Annotated in this window: 18 protein-coding genes; 12 read left to right on the forward strand and 6 right to left on the reverse strand. The window is 36.4% G+C overall.

Going from position 1 to position 21966, the window contains the following annotated elements:
• Window positions 1-657: 657 nt before the first annotated feature.
• Both JCM15579_RS10410 and JCM15579_RS10415 read left to right on the forward strand, forming a co-directional pair.
• Window positions 658-1020, forward strand: a complete 363-nt coding sequence (locus JCM15579_RS10410; protein WP_054719648.1) for a hypothetical protein — start codon at window positions 658-660, stop codon at window positions 1018-1020.
• Between the two features lie 260 nt (window positions 1021-1280).
• Window positions 1281-1901 carry a CPBP family intramembrane glutamic endopeptidase gene (locus tag JCM15579_RS10415; protein WP_054719649.1) on the forward strand — a complete coding sequence of 207 codons (621 nt, stop codon included), beginning with the start codon at window positions 1281-1283 and terminating at the stop codon, window positions 1899-1901.
• A gap of 397 nt (window positions 1902-2298) precedes the next feature.
• Here JCM15579_RS10415 and JCM15579_RS10420 read toward each other — a convergent pair whose 3' ends face one another.
• Together JCM15579_RS10420 and JCM15579_RS10425 are read right to left on the reverse strand one after the other, a co-directional pair.
• The gene (locus JCM15579_RS10420) at window positions 2299-3045 is read right to left on the reverse strand and encodes a DMT family transporter (RefSeq protein ID WP_054719651.1); all 747 of its coding nucleotides are present in this window, start codon (window positions 3043-3045) and stop codon (window positions 2299-2301) included.
• Between the two features lie 73 nt (window positions 3046-3118).
• On the reverse strand, window positions 3119-3484 hold the full coding sequence (locus JCM15579_RS10425) for a cupin domain-containing protein (protein WP_054719653.1): 366 nt from the start codon (window positions 3482-3484) through the stop codon (window positions 3119-3121).
• A 137-nt stretch (window positions 3485-3621) separates the two neighbouring features.
• Between JCM15579_RS10425 and JCM15579_RS10430 the strand changes: the two genes are divergently transcribed.
• Complete coding sequence (locus JCM15579_RS10430) at window positions 3622-4047, forward strand: BLUF domain-containing protein (protein WP_054719657.1); 426 nt, start codon at window positions 3622-3624, stop codon at window positions 4045-4047.
• Window positions 4048-4050: 3 nt separating this feature from the next.
• Here the strand turns inward: JCM15579_RS10430 and JCM15579_RS10435 are convergent, their stop codons facing one another.
• Both JCM15579_RS10435 and JCM15579_RS10440 read right to left on the reverse strand, forming a co-directional pair.
• Window positions 4051-4581 carry a CIA30 family protein gene (locus JCM15579_RS10435; protein ID WP_218186131.1) on the reverse strand — a complete coding sequence of 177 codons (531 nt, stop codon included), beginning with the start codon at window positions 4579-4581 and terminating at the stop codon, window positions 4051-4053.
• A 58-nt stretch (window positions 4582-4639) separates the two neighbouring features.
• Window positions 4640-5338: a hypothetical protein gene (locus JCM15579_RS10440; protein ID WP_172677416.1), complete on the reverse strand. Its 699-nt coding sequence runs from the start codon at window positions 5336-5338 to the stop codon at window positions 4640-4642.
• A gap of 502 nt (window positions 5339-5840) precedes the next feature.
• Here JCM15579_RS10440 and hypD point away from each other — a divergent pair.
• The 5 genes from hypD to JCM15579_RS10460 all read left to right on the forward strand — a co-directional run bounded on the left by hypD (window position 5841) and on the right by JCM15579_RS10460 (window position 12243).
• The gene (gene hypD, locus JCM15579_RS10445) at window positions 5841-8282 is read left to right on the forward strand and encodes a trans-4-hydroxy-L-proline dehydratase (RefSeq protein WP_245625872.1); all 2442 of its coding nucleotides are present in this window, start codon (window positions 5841-5843) and stop codon (window positions 8280-8282) included.
• On the forward strand, window positions 8282-8614 hold the full coding sequence (locus JCM15579_RS20780) for a 4Fe-4S binding protein (protein ID WP_218186132.1): 333 nt from the start codon (window positions 8282-8284) through the stop codon (window positions 8612-8614). Before hypD ends, JCM15579_RS20780 begins: the two co-directional genes overlap by 1 nt.
• Before the next feature lie 25 nt (window positions 8615-8639).
• Window positions 8640-9188, forward strand: a complete 549-nt coding sequence (locus JCM15579_RS20785; RefSeq protein WP_262493511.1) for a radical SAM protein — start codon at window positions 8640-8642, stop codon at window positions 9186-9188.
• 130 nt (window positions 9189-9318) lie between these two features.
• The gene (locus JCM15579_RS10455) at window positions 9319-11418 is read left to right on the forward strand and encodes a thioredoxin domain-containing protein (protein WP_218186134.1); all 2100 of its coding nucleotides are present in this window, start codon (window positions 9319-9321) and stop codon (window positions 11416-11418) included.
• Window positions 11419-11436: 18 nt separating this feature from the next.
• Entirely contained in the window at window positions 11437-12243 is an 807-nt protein-coding gene (locus JCM15579_RS10460) for a M48 family metallopeptidase (RefSeq protein WP_054719662.1), read from the forward strand.
• Window positions 12244-12383: 140 nt separating this feature from the next.
• On the opposite strand, the gene JCM15579_RS10465 is transcribed toward JCM15579_RS10460, so the two are convergent.
• Both JCM15579_RS10465 and JCM15579_RS10470 read right to left on the reverse strand, forming a co-directional pair.
• Window positions 12384-13064, reverse strand: coding sequence for a rhomboid family intramembrane serine protease (locus JCM15579_RS10465; RefSeq protein WP_083464636.1), 681 nt, complete (start codon window positions 13062-13064; stop codon window positions 12384-12386).
• A 5-nt stretch (window positions 13065-13069) separates the two neighbouring features.
• Window positions 13070-13795, reverse strand: a complete 726-nt coding sequence (locus JCM15579_RS10470) for a cell division ATP-binding protein FtsE (protein WP_054719664.1) — start codon at window positions 13793-13795, stop codon at window positions 13070-13072.
• 250 nt (window positions 13796-14045) lie between these two features.
• Between JCM15579_RS10470 and JCM15579_RS10475 the strand changes: the two genes are divergently transcribed.
• The 4 genes from JCM15579_RS10475 (at window position 14046) to gyrB (ending at window position 21929) form a co-directional block, all read left to right on the forward strand.
• Window positions 14046-17234 carry a tetratricopeptide repeat protein gene (locus JCM15579_RS10475; RefSeq protein ID WP_054719666.1) on the forward strand — a complete coding sequence of 1063 codons (3189 nt, stop codon included), beginning with the start codon at window positions 14046-14048 and terminating at the stop codon, window positions 17232-17234.
• Between the two features lies 1 nt (window position 17235).
• The gene (locus tag JCM15579_RS10480; protein WP_054719668.1) at window positions 17236-18978 is read left to right on the forward strand and encodes a TonB-dependent receptor; all 1743 of its coding nucleotides are present in this window, start codon (window positions 17236-17238) and stop codon (window positions 18976-18978) included.
• Between the two features lie 126 nt (window positions 18979-19104).
• Complete coding sequence (locus JCM15579_RS10485; protein ID WP_054719671.1) at window positions 19105-19605, forward strand: hypothetical protein; 501 nt, start codon at window positions 19105-19107, stop codon at window positions 19603-19605.
• Between the two features lie 362 nt (window positions 19606-19967).
• Complete coding sequence (gyrB, locus tag JCM15579_RS10490) at window positions 19968-21929, forward strand: DNA topoisomerase (ATP-hydrolyzing) subunit B (RefSeq protein WP_054719674.1); 1962 nt, start codon at window positions 19968-19970, stop codon at window positions 21927-21929.
• Window positions 21930-21966 lie beyond the last annotated feature (37 nt).

Consider the following 21966-nt stretch of genomic DNA (forward strand, 5'->3'; position numbering starts at 1 on the left):
GCCATCAGCATCATTCGGGTTATCATCAGAACCGTTCGACCTCCCGTTGGAGCCGTTCGTTCTACCAATGGACTCGTTCTACCTGCCATCTGCATCGTTCCGATCACCATCTGCACCGTTCGTCCTGCCATTGGAGCCGTTCGACCAGCCAATGTTTCCCTCTTTGTTAATAAATGCACCGTACGTCCTGCCAACCGCACGCTCCCACCTGCCATCTGTATCGAGAGACCTGCCAGCCGCACGCTCATACCTGCCATCTGCATCGAGAGACCTGCCAACTGCACGCTCCTACCTTCCATCTGCACCCTCAATGTTGATATCCGCACGCTCATTGTTAATAAGTGCAATGCAATTGGTAGGTGTAAGGCTGTATTTATCAGGTCTCTCGATGCAGATGATAGGAAAGAGGCTCACATTGGCAGGTAGGAGCATTCAGATGCCAACTCGCAGTGTACCAATGATAGAATTGACTTTGTCATTGGGGATTAGGAGCTGACCAATATTAACTATGAGTATGACATTGCTAATGACTAAGGGAATATTTTCAATAATACATGCTGTAGAGACGCAGCACTACTCTGTCTTTGCAAATCATATAGGCTAGATTTTGAAAATCATTTCTCTCTGATTAGATTTGCATCATTCAAAACAACAATTATGACACAAGATTTTAAGGACTTAGTCGATTTTTATCACGCAAAGAAGATTGAGGGGATGGATTTCTCTCAAATAAGAAAAGAATTGAAAGAAAAAGGTATTGATGAGAATACCGTTAAAAGTGTTGTTAGAGAAATTGACAATAAAATTCTTGCAGGAGATGTAAAGAAGCCTGGAAAACTTGATGCAAGACAGTTAAGAATGATAGGTTGGGCACTAATGATAATTGGAGGTATCGCTACTTTGGGCTTGTATCTAAAGTGGTTCGATCTTAAAGGTTATCAATTCTTAGCTTACGGACCAGTTATCGCTGGATACTTAATGATTGTGGCAGCAAGAAGAGCACAGAAGAAGATTTCATAATTCGCATCAGGTAATTATGAGAATTAGTCTTGAACTGGTGATTTCTGATCATCATTTAAGACTAGTTAATCTATAAAAACACAGGTAATTCTATGGCAAAATTACGTTTGTCACTTAAATCAGAACATTCCTAAATTTCAGAGGCATTTATAAAACAAATTTGCCTCTTTTTTTGTAACTTATATAGAACGAATCTTAATAAGGAAAGTCTTTCTTATTGTCGTTAATGTTCTTGTTGTTTCTTTTAAAATTGGGGTGTTATGAGGAGATTGTATTTGTGGACGGAAATGTTATTCATGTTTATTGGCTTGCCAATGCTATATTATTATGAGATGATTCCAGTTCATAAAGCCATTCCGCTTGTTTTGGTCTTTTTATACTGCCTTTTCATTGTTATTAAAGACAAGAACTTCGATCGTGAAATATTTAGAATTAAACGGGACTATCCTTGGCAGGATTTTTTACTGAAAGGATCGATTCTTTTAATCCTTACCTCCATTTGGGTATATATATTCAGGGCCGATGTATTTTTTCATTTGCCACGAAATAACTTCTGGATTTGGCTTGCTGTAATTGTGAGTTATCCGGTATGGTCGGCTTACACACAGGAGTTTATTTTTCGAGCTTTCTATTATCATCGATATAAGATATTATTTACCAATCCTGTTGTAATGCTATTGGTAAATGCGATTTGTTTTTCAATGGCTCACATCATATTTCGCAATTGGATGGCATTAATTTTTACTTTTATTGGCAGTATCATATTCTCTTATACATATTTGCGTAATAAATCGCTAAATGCTGTATTTCTTGAGCATTCGCTTTATGGGAATATTTTATTTACCAATGGCTTGGGCATTTATTTTTACTTGCCATCGTAATATTACGGCATGAGTGGGTGAAATTAAGGGTTAAAATAGCTGTATTGATTAGACAATAATGAATTTTATCACTTTTTCAAGTTGAGTTTTTCCCTCCTAGGGAAAATCCCTACAGGGAAAAGGTGAAATAAAAACAGTATAATCAAAAATACACCCTTCTGGCTGTAGCCATCTTCCCTAAAAGGAAGAATTCCTAAATAAACATTTCTATTGCTTTTAAAATTATATTTTCAACCCTTGATTCGCATGAGTAAGTTTATTTAAATGTGCTTTGTTTGGATTTGCATTCGGCTATTTAATCGTAAAATTCCAAGACAAGCCATTACTACCAATGAGGATCCAATGATTTCTTGCATGGTAAATACCTCATTGAAAACCAACACTCCTATTATCACATTTACAATTGGAATGAGCATGTGAAACGGTGAGCCGGTGGCAATGGATACATGGCGGTAGCTTCCGTGTTCAACAATTGCGCACATGCAGATGCCAAACCTATAAATATTAATATATAGCTACTGGTAATCGGACCAGTTAGTTCGGGAAGGTTGGCCGGAACGAGAAATATCCAGAATCCAACAATGGATTGGGCAAAAAAGATGGCGTAAGAATTATCAGTGCCATGCAATTTTTTCACAATTAATATGGATACTGCATTGGTTATGGCGCTTAGCATGGCTAAAAAATCGAACCACCCAAAACTCCATGATTTGCCAGATTCGGTAAACTGAAATGAAACCATAACAATGCCAATTAGTGCCAATAGCATCATCAACCATTTTGCAGTTTGAATTTTTTCTTTCAGGACTATGGCACTTAGCAAGGAAGCAAACAAAGGGTAGGAGTATGAGTAAACCGAGGCTTTTCCCATTCCTATTTTTATGATGGCCAAATAGAACAAGGCAACCGATGCTGTACCGGTAATTCCTCTTAAAAGGAGTAATGGACTGCGAACAAACTTAAGATCTATTTTTCGCATCATGGCTAGTATTCCAATAACGCCTACACCAATAGCAAATCGTACAAAAACTGTTATGTAAGTACTTACATGAGACATGCTTCGCACCAGTGTAGTCATAATGCCAAAGGCAATTACCGACAATATCATCAGGAAAATGCCATAAGAACTTCCTTCACGTTTCATTTAATATGTTGTGTTAAATTCGAGACAAAGGTAGATGCTTTTATGGCGGATACTAGCAAAATGTTTAAAAATATTATTTTAATTGATCTTTGATATCTTTTGTGATATCAGATTTAACGTCACCTGTGTGAGCCGTAGATTTGTTTTCAATTAACATGATTTTGCATTCAGATGGAGATGAAACTCGATGTTGGATTCCTTTTTTAACAATAAACAATTCACCTTCATTCATAACAAAAGGTTCTGTTCCTTCGACTTCCATTAGCAGGCTGCCTTCAATAATTAAAAACATTTCATCTTCATTTTTGTGGTCGTGCCATGGCAGTTCGTCACCTTTAATTTTGGCAATTTTTACATATACATCGTTTACTTCGCCAAGCACTTTGGGTGAAAAATAATCCTTAATATTTTCAAAATTCTCTTTTAAATTGATCTTCATGCTATCGGGTTTAAATATTGGAACCTAAGATAATTAAAGATTGGTGATTGCTTTAGCTTTTTTAGGAGATTCGAAAAAGGATTTGTTCCCTAAGTCATCAATATTAAAAGATTAGAGATCTTTTGTAACTTTAATCTATGCCTAATCTAATTCATATCGTATATGTAAGCTTTTCAAAGAACCAGCTTTCGGAGTTGGAACTGGATGAGTTATTATCTGAAATCAGGCCAAAGAATTTGAAGCAAGGAGTAACCGGTTTACTTCTTTACAATGATGAGATTTTTATTCAGGTGATAGAGGGGAAATCGGATACGATTCATGACCTTTACGATCGCTTGCAGAAAGATAAACGCCACACCAATATCGTAAAGATATTAGAGGAGAGAATAGATCAAAGATCTTTCCCGAATTGGAGTATGGGATATCAGAAACTAAGCAAGGAAGAGTCGAAGGTTTTACCTGGATTTACTGATTTAATGACAACAAATGATATACGAGAATCCTTAAAGCAAAGTTCACAAGCCATTGTTGATTTAATTGTGAAGTTTATGAAGTATACCTGAGGCTTACTTCAAAGCAATCCATTTAATTTTCAACTGAAACTCTTCAGCTTTTTTATTGCCGATTAAAAAAGCTACCTCCGACAACTGATCGGCATTAAAATTCGGATAACTCAATCGCCTGCCACGAAAACTGGCATAAAAATCTTTGAACGGGATTTCAATAACTTGCCAATCACCTGTGGTTGTAAAGTAATTAATGTGTGAATGAGCTTGGGAAGCCTGTGATTTTAATCGGATTTGATATCGCTTGCCATCGCCCTTAATCTTCATCACTATTTTGGAATGAGAATCAATTTTAATGGGATCAAAAACATGCTTTACCATGGCAAAACCGCCATTGTTTTCAAGGGAAACATAACCCTTAAACACGGCACAACTATCAAGGTTCAGGAAAATTCCCGAATCTGATCTACCACCCATAACCACATCATTTACAATGTACCAATCCATTAGGTTCGAACCGTTGGTGAAATCGGACAAAACTTTTGTATCTACATTCGTTAACATTTGTAATAAAATGAATAGTGTTTTCATGCACTAAAAACAAGTATGGTGCCGAAATGTTTTTGGAGAAGATATTATTCAAGGAAAATTAATCTTCGAGTAATTCTAACTCTTCCTCTCCTTCATCTATTAACCTAAGAATTTCAAGAAGCTCTTTTGATAATATTGGAGCTGGAGGTTTCGGTTTATATCCATTTGGGAAAAACCAAATTCTAATTGGAAGATATTCTATTAAAGCCTCTTTTTCTTTTAAGGAAGCTTCAATGTAAGTTTTGTCAAAGTAGAATTGAGCACTTTCGTTTCTTAATTCTACGATGGATGAGCTTGCGATGTTAATCACCCTTTTTACTAATCGCCAATCTGTTCTGTTTAGTGTTGAATCTGGAATTAATTGTGTTTTTACATATAATGCTCCTTTACTAACCTGAACGGTATCTAGAAGTGGAATAATCATGATTCTTTTTTCAGGAAGATCTTCACTCTCATGTTTGTTTAGAATGAAATGCTTAAAGAGAGGTTTTATTGAATCAAGCCGTAGTTTATCTCCTATTCTTGATCTTAATTGATTGTTACGATCAATGTTCACAAAGAACACGTTCCTGTGTTTAATTTTGACCCATTCATAATCCAAGTATGAGTCGTAATCAAAACAAAGTTTAAATTCTATATTGTGTGATAATGTATCAATAAACTCATAAGGATAAAACATTCCATAAGGATGCTTTACAATCGAATCATTCAAAAAATGAATGAGCTTTTGTTCTTCAATGCTATCAGTAGTATTCATGAAATAATTGAACAGTTCAGTTAATTTCAATTCTTCATATTGGATTTGTTCTTTTTGTTCAGTGCATTTTAAGAATAAAAAGGAGGTAATAATTACAACGAGAAAAAGCTGGAGTGATTTCATGTTTTATTGGGAGTAGATGAAAAGCAGCTGTAAGTTAATGAAAAAGCATTGATATGTAAGGTCATGTCATGTATTTGTTAAGATCATTTATAGATTACAAGAATTTACTTGTGATTTGTATCTCCGATAATAATATTTCGTAAATTTGGTTCAGTAAAAAAGTGTTATTTATGTGTTTGAATCATACCTTAACATACAGTTACCGTAGACTTTTTAGTTGTTTAATGATCTATTCTTAAACAATTGTCCTTCCAATGGCAAGGTGTTAATACATTTTGCTGTCACAAACTACATTTTATTTTTAAGTACTGAGATTCCTATTATGGAATTCATATGCAGTACCCAAGAACATCGTTTCGGATAGATTAATTGAAAAACAATGACAATAGATAAAACCATTCCGCAGAGAGAAGCAAAGTCGGGAAGTAACTTCGATAAAAACAACGGACAAGGTCCAGGCATGAATGAAAGAATTAAGCAACTTAGAAAAGTGAGTGTTGATACTGAACCATCGCTTTCCATTGAGCGTGCTTTAATTGAAACTGAGTTTTACAAGGAAAATTATGGCAAATACTCAATACCAGTATTACGTGCCAAAACTTTCTACGAAATATGTAAGCACAAAACCATTTACATTGGCGATGGAGAATTGATTGTAGGTGAACGTGGACCTTCTCCAAAATCGGTTCCAACTTTTCCTGAGTTGACTTGCCATAGTGTTGATGACTTAAATGTTTTAAACACTCGTGAGTTGCAGCGATACACCATTTCGCAGGAAGAGATTGATACTTATGCCAGGGAAGTAATTCCTTATTGGGAAGGTCGTACCCAAAGAGAAAGAATTTTTAATCATGTGCCAGAAGAATGGAAGGCCGCTTACGAAGCGGGTTTGTTCACAGAATTCATGGAACAGCGTGCACCAGGCCACACTACTTTAGATGGTAAGATTTACAAGAAAGGTCTGCTGGAATTTAAGAAAGACATTCAGGATCATATCAATCGTTTGGATTACATGAACGATGATGAGGCTACCGATAAATTAGAGGAGCTACAGGCAATGGCCATCTCTTGTGATGCGGCAATTCTGTTATCGGAGCGTCATGCAGATATGGCTGAAGAATTGGCAGCGAAAGAAGAAGACGAAACCAGAAAAGCAGAATTATTGAAAATTGCAGAGGTTTGTCGTTGGGTTCCTGCCAATGCACCAAGAACATTTTGGGAAGCCATTCAGATGTACTGGTGGATGCACTTGGGAACCATTACGGAATTGAATGGTTGGGATGCCATGAATCCAGGTCATTTTGATCAGCATCTTGAACCTTTTTACAATAAAGAATCGGCTGAAGGAAAATTAAGCAGAGATGAGGCCAAAGAACTGCTTTCTTGTTTCTGGATTAAGGTGAACAATCAGCCGGCACCTCCAAAGGTTGGAATCACAGCTCGCGAAAGTGGAACTTACAACGACTTTACCAACATTAATATTGGTGGTGTAAGAAAAGATGGATCTGACGGGGTAAGCGAGGTTTCCTATATCATGCTTGACATTATTGAAGACCTGCACATTTTACAGCCAGGAAGTTCCATTCATATTAGCTCGCGAACTCCTGAAAGATTTTTAAAAGCAGGATGTAATGTAATCCGCCAGGGACATGGTTATCCTTCGGTATTTAATCCGGATGTTTACATCATGGAGATGTTGGGACATGGAAAAAGCATTGAAGATGCTCGCGAAGGAGGATGCAGTGGATGTATTGAGGTTGGAGCCTTTGGTAAGGAAGCATACGTGTTGACAGGGTACTTGAACGTACCAAAAATTCTTGAGGTAACCTTAAACAATGGAATCGATCCGGTAACTGGAAAGAAAGCGGGAATCGAAACAGGAGATCCAAGAACATTTACTTCTTACGATGAGTTGTACAAGGCGTTTTTGAAGCAGGTGAATTTTGTTGTCGATCAGAAAATAAGAGTAAGCAATTACATTGATAGAATGTTTGCCAAATATGCTCCAGCTCCTTTGTTATCTGTTCTTACAGATGATTGTATTGCTCGAGGCAGAGATTATTACAATGCTGGTCCGCGTTACAATACCAACTACATTCAGTGTACCGGATTGGGAACGGTAACCGATAGTTTATCCACTTTAAAGAAACATGTTTTCGAGGATAAGAATTTCAATATTGATACCATATTGGATGCTGTAGCAACCAATTTTGAGGGAGAGGAAGTATTGCGTCAAACCATTCTGAACAATACGCCATTCTTTGGAAATGATGACGATTATGCTGATGATATCGCCTTGAAGGTATACAATGATTTGTTTGCAGCAATTGATGGAAAACCAAATACCAAAGGAGAGACTTTCCATCTGAATATGCTTTCAACTACTTGTCATGTTTACTTTGGCAAAGTAATGGGAGCCACTCCAAATGGACGATTGGCAGGAAAATCCATTTCTGATGGAACTTCTCCATCGCACGGATGCGATACGCACGGACCTTCAGCGGTAATCCGATCGCTTACCAAATTGGATCATACCAAATCAGGAGGAACATTGTTGAATCAGCGTTTCTTGCCAAGTTTGTTAAAGCGTGATGAAGATATTGCCAAATTATCGAAATTGATCAGATCTTATTTTTCATTGGGAGGACATCACATTCAGTTTAATATTGTGGATACAGCAACTTTGTTGGCTGCACAAAAAACACCTGAAGATTATAAGGATTTATTGGTAAGAATGGCAGGGTATAGCGATTACTTCAATGATATGAATGCAGATTTGCAGCAGGAAGTAATCGACAGAACAGAAAATGAATCGTTTTAATGAGTAAAGCATTAATTTTTGATATCAAAAGATATGCAATCAATGACGGGCCGGGAATTAGAGTGACAATCTTTTTCAAAGGTTGTCCTTTGTCCTGTGTTTGGTGTCATAATCCTGAAAGCATATCGCCCTATGCACAAAAAATGTATACCGAATCGAAATGCATTGGTTCGGTAAAGTGTGTAGAAATTTGTCCGGAATCTGCATTACAACTTACAAAGCAAGGCATTGTAACCGATGTTGAAAAATGCACTTTGTGTGGCAAGTGTGCTATGGTTTGTCCTACCAAGGCCATCGAGATGTCTGGGAAAGTATACTCGAGCGATGATTGATGAAGATCATTGAAAGGGAAACCATATTTTTGATCATTCGGAAGGTGGCGTAACTTTCTCGGGAGGCGAACCTTTAATGCATCACAAGAGCTTGATTGAAATTTTGGACAAATGTGCAGAAAAAGACATTCACAGAGTTGTGGATACCACTTTGTTTGCCAAATCGGAAGTTGTGTTGGAAGTGGCCAAACGAACCAATTTATTCCTGGTTGACTTTAAAGCTTTCGAGTCGGAAGTACACAGGAAATATACAGGGGTAAATAATGAATTGATATTAAAGAATATCCAGTTGTTGGCAGAAAATAATGCTGACTTCATTATCAGGGTTCCCTTTATAAAAGGTGTGAATGCTGATGAGGAAACAGTTGAGAGAATGGCGGACTTCTTGTCTACAATTCCCTGGAAGCGCAAGGAAGTTAACTTGTTGCCTTATCACGATGTGGGAAAACACAAACATACAAAATTGGGATCGGAGTATTTGGTGGAAAATATGGAGGTTCCAAGTGAGGATGAATTGGCAAGAGCACAAGAAATATTTGCCGAGTATGGAATTTCAGCAAGTGTTGGTGGCTAGGAAGTAATAAAATAATATTGGTTTGGAGAGCAGTGGTACCATTATGGTATTGCTGCTTTTTTTATTTAGAATCATTTAAAATAAATTCTATCTTTAATGAATGTTACACCTTAATGAGAGATATAGGTTTATGGTAGCATTGATCGTACTGATTGGCATGTTTCCAATCGAATCTTACTCTCAGAATAATAAGAAAGCAATGAAAGTTCAACATACAAACCGATTGGCTCAGGAGAATAGTCCATACTTGTTGCAACATGCACATAATCCAGTTGATTGGTATCCTTGGGGAGAAGAAGCCTTGCAAAAGGCAAAGAATGAGAATAAAGTAATACTGGTTAGTATTGGTTATGCTGCCTGTCATTGGTGTCATGTAATGGAACGCGAGAGTTTCGAAAATGAAGAGATTGCCAAAATTATGAATGAATTTTTCGTTTGTATTAAAGTAGACAGAGAGGAGCGACCAGACATTGATAGAATCTACATGGATGCTGTGCAGTTGATGACAGGTAGTGGTGGTTGGCCACTCAATTGCTTTGCCATGCCCGATGGAAGACCATTTTTTGGAGGAACCTATTTTCGACCTAATGATTGGGTAGGAGTTTTGCGGGGAATTCAAAATGCTTGGCTAAGCGAGAAAAATAAAGTTGAAAATGTGGCTGCTCAGATTTCAGAAGGAGTGAGGAGTAATGAGTTAATTGAAGTAAAATCGGACCCAAAACTATTTGATGTTGATGATTTGAAATCGGGTTGTGAAAATTGGCAAAAAGAGTTTGATAAACTGGAAGGTGGCAATAATCATGCACCTAAATTTCCATTGCCAGGCTCTCTTCAGTTTTTACTTCGATATTATCATGCCAGTAAAGATCAATCGGCTTTGGATCATGTAGTGCTTACGCTTGATAAAATGGCGGCAGGAGGAATCTACGATCAGATAGGTGGAGGTTTTTCCAGGTATTCGGTGGATAAAATCTGGAAAGTTCCACATTTTGAAAAGATGCTATACGATAATGCTCAATTGGTAAGTTTGTATGCAGAGGCTTATAGTCTGACGAAAATTCCAGATTACAAAAGGGTAATTGAAGAAACTTTGGCTTTTGTTGATCGGGAATTGAGTTTACCCAATGGAGGATTTTATTCTTCTTTGGATGCCGATAGTGAAGGTTTTGAAGGTAAATTCTATGTTTGGGAAAAATCAGAAATTGAAAGTGTTTTAAAAGAAGATGCAGAATGGTTTTGTGAGTATTTTGGTGTAGGTGAGAAAGCGAATTGGGAAGAAGGTAACATTTTAATGATTTCGGCCAATAAAAAGGAACTTGCTACAAAATTGGGAATTAGCACAGAACGATTTGATGAGAAAATAAAGAAAACTTCGGATAAATTACTGTTGAAGCGTGAAGAAAGAGTCCGCCCTGGTTTGGATGATAAAACTTTAACCAGTTGGAATGCTTTAATGATTAAAGGATTTGTGGATGCCTACAGGGCTCTGGGAAAACAAGAATATCTGGAAAGAGCTGAGAAAGCAATGCATTTTATTGAGACAAATTTGGTGAAAGGAGAAAGTCATTTGCATCGTAATTATAAGAATGGAGTTTCGAAAATCAATGCTTTTTTAGACGATTATTCTTTTACGATTGAAGCTTATATTGCCTTGTATCAGGCCAGTTTTAAAGAAGATTATTTAATAAAAGCTGATCGATTGATTAAAGTTGTAATGGAACATTTTTCAGATGAGAAATCGGGGATGTTTTTTTATACATCCGGTGAGGATCCTGATTTGATAGCAAGGAAAATGGAATTGCTGGATAATGTAATTCCATCATCAAATTCTTCGATAGCAAAATCTCTTTTTACGTTGGGAACTTACCTGGAGAAGGAAACTTACCTTGAAAGATCGAAACAAATGTTAGCCAATGTTTATGAACGACTTTTAAAAGTACCATCCTATCATTTTAATTGGGGACAATTGTTTTTTTGCTTGGCTAATTCTACCTACGAATTGGTAATAATAGGTGATTTAGCCGTAAGTGAGAAACAAAATATAGAATCACTTTTTTTGCCTAATGTGCTTATTGCAGGAAGTTTAACGGAGAGTGATTTGCCCTTGTTGAAAAATCGTTATGTTCCAAATCAAACAAGTTTTTATCTTTGTAAAGATAGAAGCTGTAAAATTCCTGTTACAAGTGTAGAGGAATTATTGGATCAGTTAGAAGAAGAAATTTCAGAATAAACCAAAAACCAAATAATAATGACAAGCAAAACAATTCGTAATGTACTATTAGCAGGCTTGGTATTTGTATTGGCAGCCTGTGCTACTGTGCCAATTACAGGACGTAAACAAATGAATCTTTTGCCTGAGAGTGAAATGATTGCAACAAGTTTAACACAATATGATGCCTTTTTGAAGGAAAATAAACTTTCAAAAGATAAAGCAAAGGTAGACATGGTAAAATCATGTGGAGATCGAATTGCAAAGGCTGTTGAAGAATTTATGAATGCCAATGGAATGGGAGATAGAGTTGCCAATTTCCAATGGGAATTTAATCTGGTAGAAGACGATACGCCAAATGCCTGGTGTATGCCTGGAGGAAAAGTAGTTTTCTATACTGGAATTTTACCATATACTCAAACTGAAACCGGATTGGCAGTTGTTATGGGACATGAAATTGCGCATGCAGTGGCACGTCACGGTAATGAACGTATGAGCCAGCAAATGGGAATTCAAGCTTTAGGACAAGGTTTGGCGATTGCTTTAAATGAAAAACCTGCTGAAACACAAAAGATTTGGATGACAGCATTTGGCGTTGGGGCCAATGTTGGTGTAATGCTGCCTTTCTCTCGTTCACACGAAAATGAAGCTGATAAAATGGGATTGATTTTTATGGCAATGGCAGGTTACGATCCATCGGAAGCAGTTGAATTCTGGAAAAGAATGGGCGAAAGTGGTGGACAAAAGCCACCTGAGTTCCTTTCTACTCACCCGGCAGATGATACTCGAGTAAAGAATCTGCAGGAGTTTCTTCCAGAGGCAATGAAATATTATAAAAAGAGATAATTTTTATGTGTCTCTAAAAGGACATAAAGATGTTTAGTGAATAAACGCAGAGGATTAAATGCCTTTGCGTTTTTTATTTTCTAAACTTTCTTTGAGTGTACTTGGAATCTTTGTTGTAGATCGGAATGATTAATTTAGAATCACTTACGTAATTCTTCCTTGTTTTCCAGGTTTTCGGAATTCCAAATTTCTTCTGGAATGCTTTCGTCATCTTCAGGAATAATATTTCGGGGTTTTTGCGGGCCTTTATTGCGATAAGCCAAAGCATAAGTTAATCCGGAAATTGCTCCAAATAGATGTCCTTCCCATGATACATCATTCAATATGGGAAATACTCCCCAAAACAGGCCGCCATATAAAAACACGACAACAAAGGAAATGGCTATTAATCTATAGTAATTGCGGAAAATACCACTAAAAAAAAGGAAAGAAGCGAATGAATACACCAATCCACTGGCTCCAATATGATAGGCCTCCCGAGCTCCTATCCAAACCAGAATGTTGGTAGTTAGGTAACAAAGAATAAAAATTTGGTATGACAAAGGTCGATAGAAATAAAAGATTCCCCAACTCAACACAAGAAAAGGTACTGAGTTAGCCATAAGGTGTTGAAAATCTCCATGAATTAAAGGACTTGTTACAATTCCCAATAATCCTTTTACATGTAATGGAAAAACTCCCAGATGTGTAAAGTTTAAACCCAATCCCCATTCAAAAATTTTAATCGCCCAGATTAGAATCAAAAAAGCGAGTGGAAAAATTAAACTGTGTTTCAGTTTTAATTGTTCAAATTCTTTGTTGTATGGTTCAGATTTTCTCAAATAGATTACTGGTTGATTTCACTTTCATTGTTTGCAATTTCCGGAATAAATTCAGGTGCCGATTTGTCCACCAGTTTGCCATCGATACACTCCACGGTTCTGGCAGGGAATTTTTTTAGCAAATCATGTTGGTGTGTGGCCATGATTACAGTTCGTCCGTTTTTACTAATGTCCATCATCAATTGCGCCAGTTCATCCGAAGTTTCCGGATCTAAATTACCTGTAGGCTCGTCAGCAAGAATAATATCAGGAGAATTTAGTAGAGCACGAGCAATTACAACACGCTGTTGTTCACCACCTGATAGTTCGTGTGGCATTTTGTAACCTTTGTTGCCCATGTGCACTTTTTCAAGAACCTCTACAATTCTGTTTTCAATTTCTTTTTTGTTTTTCCAACCAGTCGCCTTTAATACAAACTCCAGATTTTCTTTCACCGATCGGTCGGTTAGCAATTGAAAATCCTGAAAGACAATTCCAATTTTTCTACGTAAGAATGGAACCTGCTTGCGTTTGATAATAGGAAGATAGTACCCAGCTACCGATCCACCACCTTCAGTTAGAGGTAAATCTGCATATAAAGTTTTCAGTAGACTCGATTTTCCACTTCCCACTTTACCAATTAAATAGACAAATTCGTTTTTTTCGATTTTCAGATTTACATCGGTAAGAATAATGTTATCCGCTTGACGGATAGTAGCATTTTTTAATTCTATTATTGCAGATTCTGACATGTGCGTTCGTTTTGCGAGTTGTAATAAATACGTCGAAATACAAATCTAAAAAATTATTTCTCGTAACACTTTTTTCTTCATCATTAATTCTTAACAAAAGAGACAATTTTTCTGAAGAAGCTTCGTTTGAAAGTACTGTAAAGAAGTATATTATTTTTACCTTTAAGGCTGGTTTTAAAAATTACGAAATACTGCAAATTTAGCACTTTCGGAATCATTAATTCACTCAATAATACCTACACACAATAGCATGAGAAGCAGATATTTATTATGGATATTTTTGTCACTACTTTTGATAAGTACCGGCAATCTAACGCAAGCTCAAAAATCTTTAAACCATTATTCCGATTCTCAAATTTGGCAATCGGCGAATGAAAAGTTTCAAAATAAGAATTTTGGAGCTGCTCGTAAAGAATTCCAAGAGTTTGTAAATAGAAATAGCACCGAGTTTTCCGATAAAAAATCTCAGTCAGAGTTTTATATGGCACTTTGCTCGATAGAATTATTTCGTCCTGGTGCCGAAGAGGAGATGAAAGCATTTATCAGGAATTACCCTGAAAGCAATAAAATTCAATCTGCATATTTTCAATTGGGACGCCAACAATATCGAAATAAAAAATATAAAGCAGCTTTGTTGTGGTTCAAGCAGGTTGATCCTTATTTGTTAAATGATGATGATTTAACGGAATATCGATTTAAAATCGCTTACTCATATTTTCAACAAGAGGATTATGAGAATGCAAGAAAGAATTTTTACGAGATTATTGAAGTTGTAGGAGATTACAATGCTCCGGCAAATTACTACTACTCGCACATTGCCTATTTAAATCAGAATTACCAAACCGCTTTAAGCGGATTTGAAAAATTGGAGTCCAATAAAACTTTTGCTCCAATTGTACCTTATTACATTTGCCAGATTTACTTTTTGCAGGAGCGATATCAGGATCTTTTAAACTATGCGCCTAAATATTTGGAAGATGCTAGTGTGAAGCGTCAGGATGAAATTGCCAAGATGATTGGTTTGGCTTATTATCAGGAAAAGGAATATGCCAAAGCCATACCATATCTTGAAAAAGGGAAGAAGAGTTTGGTTCGCGAAGAAAAATTTGCTTATGGATATTGTCTTTACAAGCAGAAAAGATATGAAGAGGCCATTCCACAGTTCGAAAAAGTGGGAGGCGAAGATGATGAAATGCTTCAGGTGACTACTTTTTGTTTGGCAGATTCTTATCTAAAATCTGGAAATAAAAATGGAGCCAAGGCGGCATTTGCTAGTGCTGCAAGAATGGATTTCGATAAGAATATGCAGCAAGATGCCTTGTTCAATTATGCCAAACTAACTTACGAGTTGTCTTATTCTCCTTTTAACGAAACCATTAAGGCCTTCGATGAATATTTGCAAAAATATCCTGATTCGGACCGAAATGATGAGGCTTACGATTATTTGGTGAAGGTGTATATGACCACCAAAAATTATTCGGATGCCATTGCTTCGATGGATAAAATCAGGAATAAAACGCCTGAGATTGAGAAGGCATATCAGCGTGTATCTTTCCTTCGTGGTTTGGAGTTAATGAAGCAGTTAAAGTATGAAGAAGCCATTCAAGCTTTCGATTTGTCCTGGAAATATCGCATGTACAATTCAAATATCTCAGCAGAGAGATTATACTGGAAGGCAGAAGCGAATTATCGTTTGGGCAATTTGAAAGAGGCAATTACGCAGTTCAAAACTTTCTTGGTTTCGCCAGGATCGGGAACTTCTGAATATTTTGGACAAGCTTATTACAATATTGCATATGCCAATTTCGATTTGAATCAATATGATGAAGCATCGGATTGGTTTAGAAAGTTTGTAAATCAGGCCAACGAAAAGAACGAGTTTGTTTCGGATGCATACAATCGTATTGGTGATTGTTTCTTTTTGAATAGAGAATACAATAAAGCAGCTGAATTTTATGCAAAAGCAGCTGCTACAACAGGTTGGGATGCAGATTATGCCTTGTATCAACAAGCTTTTTGTATGGGATTATTAAATCAACCGAACGAAAAAGCCAGATTGCTTGAGCAGGTGAAAATGAAATTCCCAAAATCTCAATATTCTGATGATGCTTTGTTTGAATTGGCTAAAGCCAAAGTAAAAATGAATCGCCAGCGCGAAGCAGCTGCTCTGTATAAAGAGTTAGCAGAGAATCATCCGGAAAGTAGTTATGCTTCAAAGTCTTTGGTTCAGTTAGGATTGATGAATTACAACCTGAAAGAATACGATGATGCCATTCGTTACTACAAACAAGTAATTACAAAATATCCGCAAAGTGCAGAGAAGCAAAGTGCGTTTATTGGATTGAAAAATGTGTATGTAGATTTAAATAAAGTGAATGAATATTTTGCATTTGCAGAATCAGTTGGAAACGGTTCGGCTGTAAGAAGTTCAGAAAAAGATTCGTTGACTTACATTTCTGCAGAGAGGTTGTACATGTCGGGAAAAACAGAGCAAGGAATAAAAGCCTTGGAGAATTACTTGTCTGATTATCCATCGGGAATGTTCCGTCTGAATGCACAATATTATAAGGCCGATGCTGCATTGAATCAACAAAAGTATGAGGAGGCATTGGAAGGTTTTGAGCAGGTAGTGAATCAGCCAGATAACCTGTTTACAGAAAAAGCTTTGTTGGCGGCTTCGCAATTGAATTTTAGAAATCAGAACTATTCGAAGAGTAAAAGTCAGTATCAAAGATTGATTAATATTGCAGAGATTCCAGAAAATGTAAATGTTGCCAAGGTTGGCTATTTGCGATCGGTATATGGTTTGAGTGAATTTGATCAAGTGATTTTGGCTGCTAAAGATGTTCTTGAAATGCCAAAAGTGCAAGAGGAAATGATTCGCGAGGCTACATTTAAAAGAGCAAAAGCCTATTTGAGTTTAGATAAGAAAACAGATGCTTTAAAGGATTTGAAGATATTATCAAAGGAAGTTCAAAGTGTGGAAGGAGCCGAGGCTAAATTCAGAATTGCTGAAGTATATTATGCGCAAAACAAATGGGATGAAGCCGAGAAAGAGATCAACAACTTTATTGAAATGAACTCGCCGCATCATTATTGGTTGGCGGAAAGTTTCTTGTTGCTTTCGGATGTGTTCCTAAAAAAGAATGATGAATTCCAAGCCAAATATACACTGCAAAGTATTGTTGACAATTACGGCTCGAAAGAGGATGGTATTTTTGAACGGGCTCAGAAGAAACTGAATGTTTTATTGGAAGCTGAGCAGCAGAAAGAGAAGGAAGTTGCCAGCAAATCGGTAGAACTTCAGTTTGAAGGAACAGATAGCATTCAGAATAAAAAACTATTCGAAGAAAAGTCTGCAAAAAGAGATTCTTTAGGATTGGATGAAGAGCGATTGATGTTGAAAGAAATGTTAGAAGAAGAAAAAGAAATTGAGTAGCATGATAATTAGAGAAACAATGTTGAAAAAGATTTTATTAGCAATTGTAGTTTTCGGTTTTTCCTACTCAATTGCCTTGTCACAAGAACAAAGAGAATTAGATAAAGAGGTAAAAGTTAGAACTACTTACCAGCCCAAAATAAATAAGGCTTTGAGATTAGGGAAACTTCCTGTAATTAAGGATACAAGCACATTTACACCAAGTTTCGATTATTTTATTCAGGCAAAACCTTTAAATGTAGGCTTTTCGCCTGCCGAGATTCCAGCCGCTAAAATTGTAGGAGAACCACTAAAAAAATTGAATTCCCACACTTTAACTTTGGCAGGAGGAAATTATTCTACTCTTTTGGGAGATTATCGATTTAACAATCAACGATCGAAAACTGCAGACATAGGAGTTCATTTAAGACATTACTCGAGCAATGGAAAATTGAAACTGGAGGATGATGATAAAGTTAAACCTGATTATACTGAACAGTTGGCCGAAGTATATGGAACCGCATACCTTGATGAAGGAAAGCTGTCGGGAAAATTATTTTACAAGCATTCAGGATTCAATTATTTTGGTTTTCCGCAATTGGGAGATATTGAGGGAACCACTACCAATTTATTCCCATACGATAAGCAGAAACTAAACAACTTTGGTTTGGATGCTTTGTATCAATCTAACTTTAAAGATGAAGAGCAATTGAATTTCGGATTGGGATTACAGTATGAACACTTTTCTGATGATATTGATGCAAAAGAAAATGATATTTTAATCTCAGGAAATGCCAGAATTAGAAGAGGAGATGCTTTTTGGAGCTTAAGGTCAGAGTTGGATTATTTTGCCACTGATGGCTTAAACCATTGGGAAGATTCAAACTGGGTTTCCGAAAGAAAGACTTTAAAGTGGAGTTTAAATCCTCAATATCTGTTGCAAACCGGGAACTTTAACCTTCAATTGGGAGTGAATGTAGTTTTAGCAACAGGAGATGATTCAGAAACCAAACTATATCCGGATGTAAAAGTAGATTTTGAAGCAATTGATGGAATAATGAGTTTGTTTGCAGGTCTGAATGGAGATTTAAAAATGAATCGTTACAAAGATATTGTAGAAGAAAATAGATTCATTTATTCAGGATTGAATGTATTGCCGAGCAATGTAAAGTATAAATTATTTGGAGGAATTAGAGGAAGTATGTCTTCCAACTCATCGTTTACCTTAAAAGCAGAGTATTCAGCTATCGAGAATCAATATTTCTTCATTCAAAATAATATCTTAATCCCTCAGGGAATGACCATTTCTGGTGTGCCATATTCAAATAAATTTGGTGTTGTTTATGATGATGTCAATGTATTGCGTTTGGGAGCAGAATTAACGATTGGATGGACTGAGAAGTTAGAATTAAACTCATCTGTTTGGTACAATAACTATTCAATGGATGAATTAGGAGAAGCATGGCATATGCCAGAATTTGAAATGCAAATCAATGCAGTATATTCTTTTACTGATGATTTAACATTTAACGCAGGTGTTAATATGATTGGAGAGCGCTCTACTCTTCTTGTAAGATATGATTTAACCAAAGTAGAAAAATTAGAAGCGGTTTATGATTTAAACATAGGTGCCAACTATAGTGTAAACGAGCATTTTTCTGTCTTTGCTCAAGTTAATAACCTATTTGCCGATAAGTATTACCAGTGGGATGGATATCCTTCACAAGGCCTTAATTTCTTGCTTGGAATAAGAGTTAACTTATAAGAATTAAAAAAAAGGAAATATATTGGGGATGTCATACCAGGCATCCCCTTTGTCATTACTTACGATAATATATTGTAGATTGAATAGTTTTTACTAGCTTTATTTTGATAAAACATTCTTAACCACATGAATTTGAACTGTACTTCACGATATTGGAACCCTATTACCGTATTTGTTATATTGTTATTGATATCGGGTTCGGTATTTGCTCAGAAGACTGAACGCTGGAAATTGTCTGTTAACAATGACCGGAAACCTTTAGAGATTTTAATGGATATTGGGGAAGATGATCTTGGAATTACCTACTTGTTTGATATCACAAGGGATACTTTAAACATGTCGTTTGCGGCAGAAGAAGCACTTGTTTGGAAGCATCATGGTGTAAGTGTATATGCTATGCCCAAAGGCAAAGAAGTTTTAAAATTAAAGTTGGATGATGCAGACCTGGAAAATGTTCAGGTAGTGTTTTATAGAATGTGGAAGGCCATGCCTAAAGGATTTAAAAACGTAACAACCCTTTTTGAATTGCGTGAATATGGCGTTACCGAATCAGGTAGAAAAGTTGATAATTTCATTATTAAATTTAAAATGAAACGTCCGAGAAGCGGACAATCAATATCCTTTTAAAGTAGTGATTTTCAAATAAACATAAACTCATTTCGAGTTTTGCGAAATTTTGTGTTTAAATTGCCTTCGTCAAAAACCTCGATTGTGCATTATTTTTAATGATTTTCCTGCCTTTAAATTCATCATTTTTATTATCTTTGTTTAACTTTTGTTTCTTGGCTTTAGGTGATTGGTAATGTGTTGATATTTAAGAGTTTTGAGCTTGTGTGTTAACGATTCATTTTCCAATTTTTAAGAATTAAAATCCAAGCCATTAGACTTTCTGAAATTTGCACAAAAAATATTAGAATTTGGCATCGATAATCAGAGCCTGTTTTTGATTGTCATCTAAATTCTATTTCGAAAAACTAAAGATCTGTTAGATGAGTGATTTAGAGAATAAACCAAATGGAAATTCTGAATATTCTGCGGATAGTATTCAGGTATTAGAAGGTTTGGAAGCGGTTCGTAAACGCCCTTCCATGTACATTGGAGATGTTAATGTTAAAGGTTTACACCATTTGGTGTATGAGGTGGTAGATAACTCTATTGATGAGGCTCTTGCAGGTTACTGTAAGAATATTGAAGTTTTTATCAACGAGGACAATTCTATTACAGTTAAGGATGATGGACGTGGTATTCCAACTGAAATTCATCAGAAAGAGAAAAAATCAGCACTTGAGGTAGTAATGACAGTACTGCATGCCGGTGGTAAGTTTAACAAAGATTCATACAAAGTTTCTGGTGGTTTGCATGGTGTTGGTGTTTCTTGTGTAAATGCCTTGTCAACTCATTTGCGTGCTGAAATTCATCGTGAAGGTAAGGTGTTTTTGCAAGAGTATTCGCAAGGAAAACCTTACGATGATATTAAAGTTATTGGAGAAACAGATGTTACCGGAACTACTATATCGTTCAAGCCCGACGATTCAATTTTCTTAACCACAGAATACAAGTATGATATTTTAGCGGCAAGAATGAGAGAATTGGCTTTCTTGAATAAAAATATTTGTTTGAACATAACCGACAAGCGAGAAAAGAATGAAGAAGGAGAATACCGTCATGATACTTTCTATTCTGAAGAAGGTTTGAAAGAATTTGTTGAATATCTTGATACAACTCGTGAGCGTTTAATTGAAGATACAATTCACGTATCAACAGAAAAAAATGATGTTCCTGTTGAGATTGCACTTCAATACAATACTTCTTTCTCTGAAAACATTCACTCGTACGTTAATAATATTAACACCATAGAAGGTGGTACTCACCTAACTGGTTTCCGCAGAGGTTTAACACGTACACTAAAGAACTTTGCGGAAAAGTCAGGAATGTTGGCTAAGCTGAAATTCGATATTAGTGGTGATGACTTCCGTGAAGGTTTAACTGCGGTTGTTTCCGTAAAAGTTGCAGAGCCTCAATTCGAAGGACAAACAAAGACCAAACTAGGAAACTCTGAAGTTTCTGCGGCAGTTGATCAAGCTGTTAGTGCTTCTCTTTCGAACTATTTGGAAGAACATCCTAAAGATGCAAAAACCATTGTTCAGAAGGTGATTATGGCAGCAACGGCTCGTCACGCAGCTCGTAAAGCAAGAGAGTTGGTACAAAGAAAAACAGTCCTTGGAGGTTCAGGTCTTCCTGGTAAATTATCAGACTGTTCTGATAAGGATCCTGCAAACTGTGAGATTTTCCTTGTCGAGGGAGATTCGGCAGGTGGTACTGCTAAACAAGGTCGTGATCGTAAATTCCAGGCAATTCTTCCTTTGAAGGGTAAGATTTTGAATGTTGAAAAAGCGATGCAGCATAAGGTATTCGAAAGTGATGAGATTAAAAATATCTTTACAGCTTTAGGAATTACTTTTGGTACCGAAGATGATAGCAAGGCTGTTAATATGGAAAAGTTACGTTATCACAAGATTGTAATCATGTGTGATGCCGACGTCGACGGTAGCCACATTGCAACTTTGATTATGACATTCTTCTTCCGTTATATGAAGCCGCTTATCGAGAATGGATACTTATACATTGCAACGCCTCCATTGTATTTGGTGAAAAAAGGAAAGAATGCACAGTATTGCTGGAATGAGGATCAAAGACTTCGCTTGATTGAAGAGTGGGGTGGAGGAAAAGAAAGTTCTATGCACATTCAGCGATACAAAGGTCTTGGAGAGATGAGCGCGGAGCAATTGTGGGAAACTACTATGAATCCTGAATACCGTACACTTCGTCAGGTAACCATTGAAAATGCAGCTGAAGCTGATCATGTATTCTCAATGTTGATGGGAGATGAGGTTCCACCACGTAGAGAGTTTATCGAGAAAAATGCAACTTACGCAAATATTGATGCATAAGTTTTAAATACAAAACAGAAGCCCTTGAGAAATTCTC

Source organism: Marinifilum fragile JCM 15579 (genome assembly GCF_001310955.1).
GTDB classification, from domain to species: Bacteria; Bacteroidota; Bacteroidia; order Bacteroidales; family Marinifilaceae; genus Marinifilum; species Marinifilum fragile.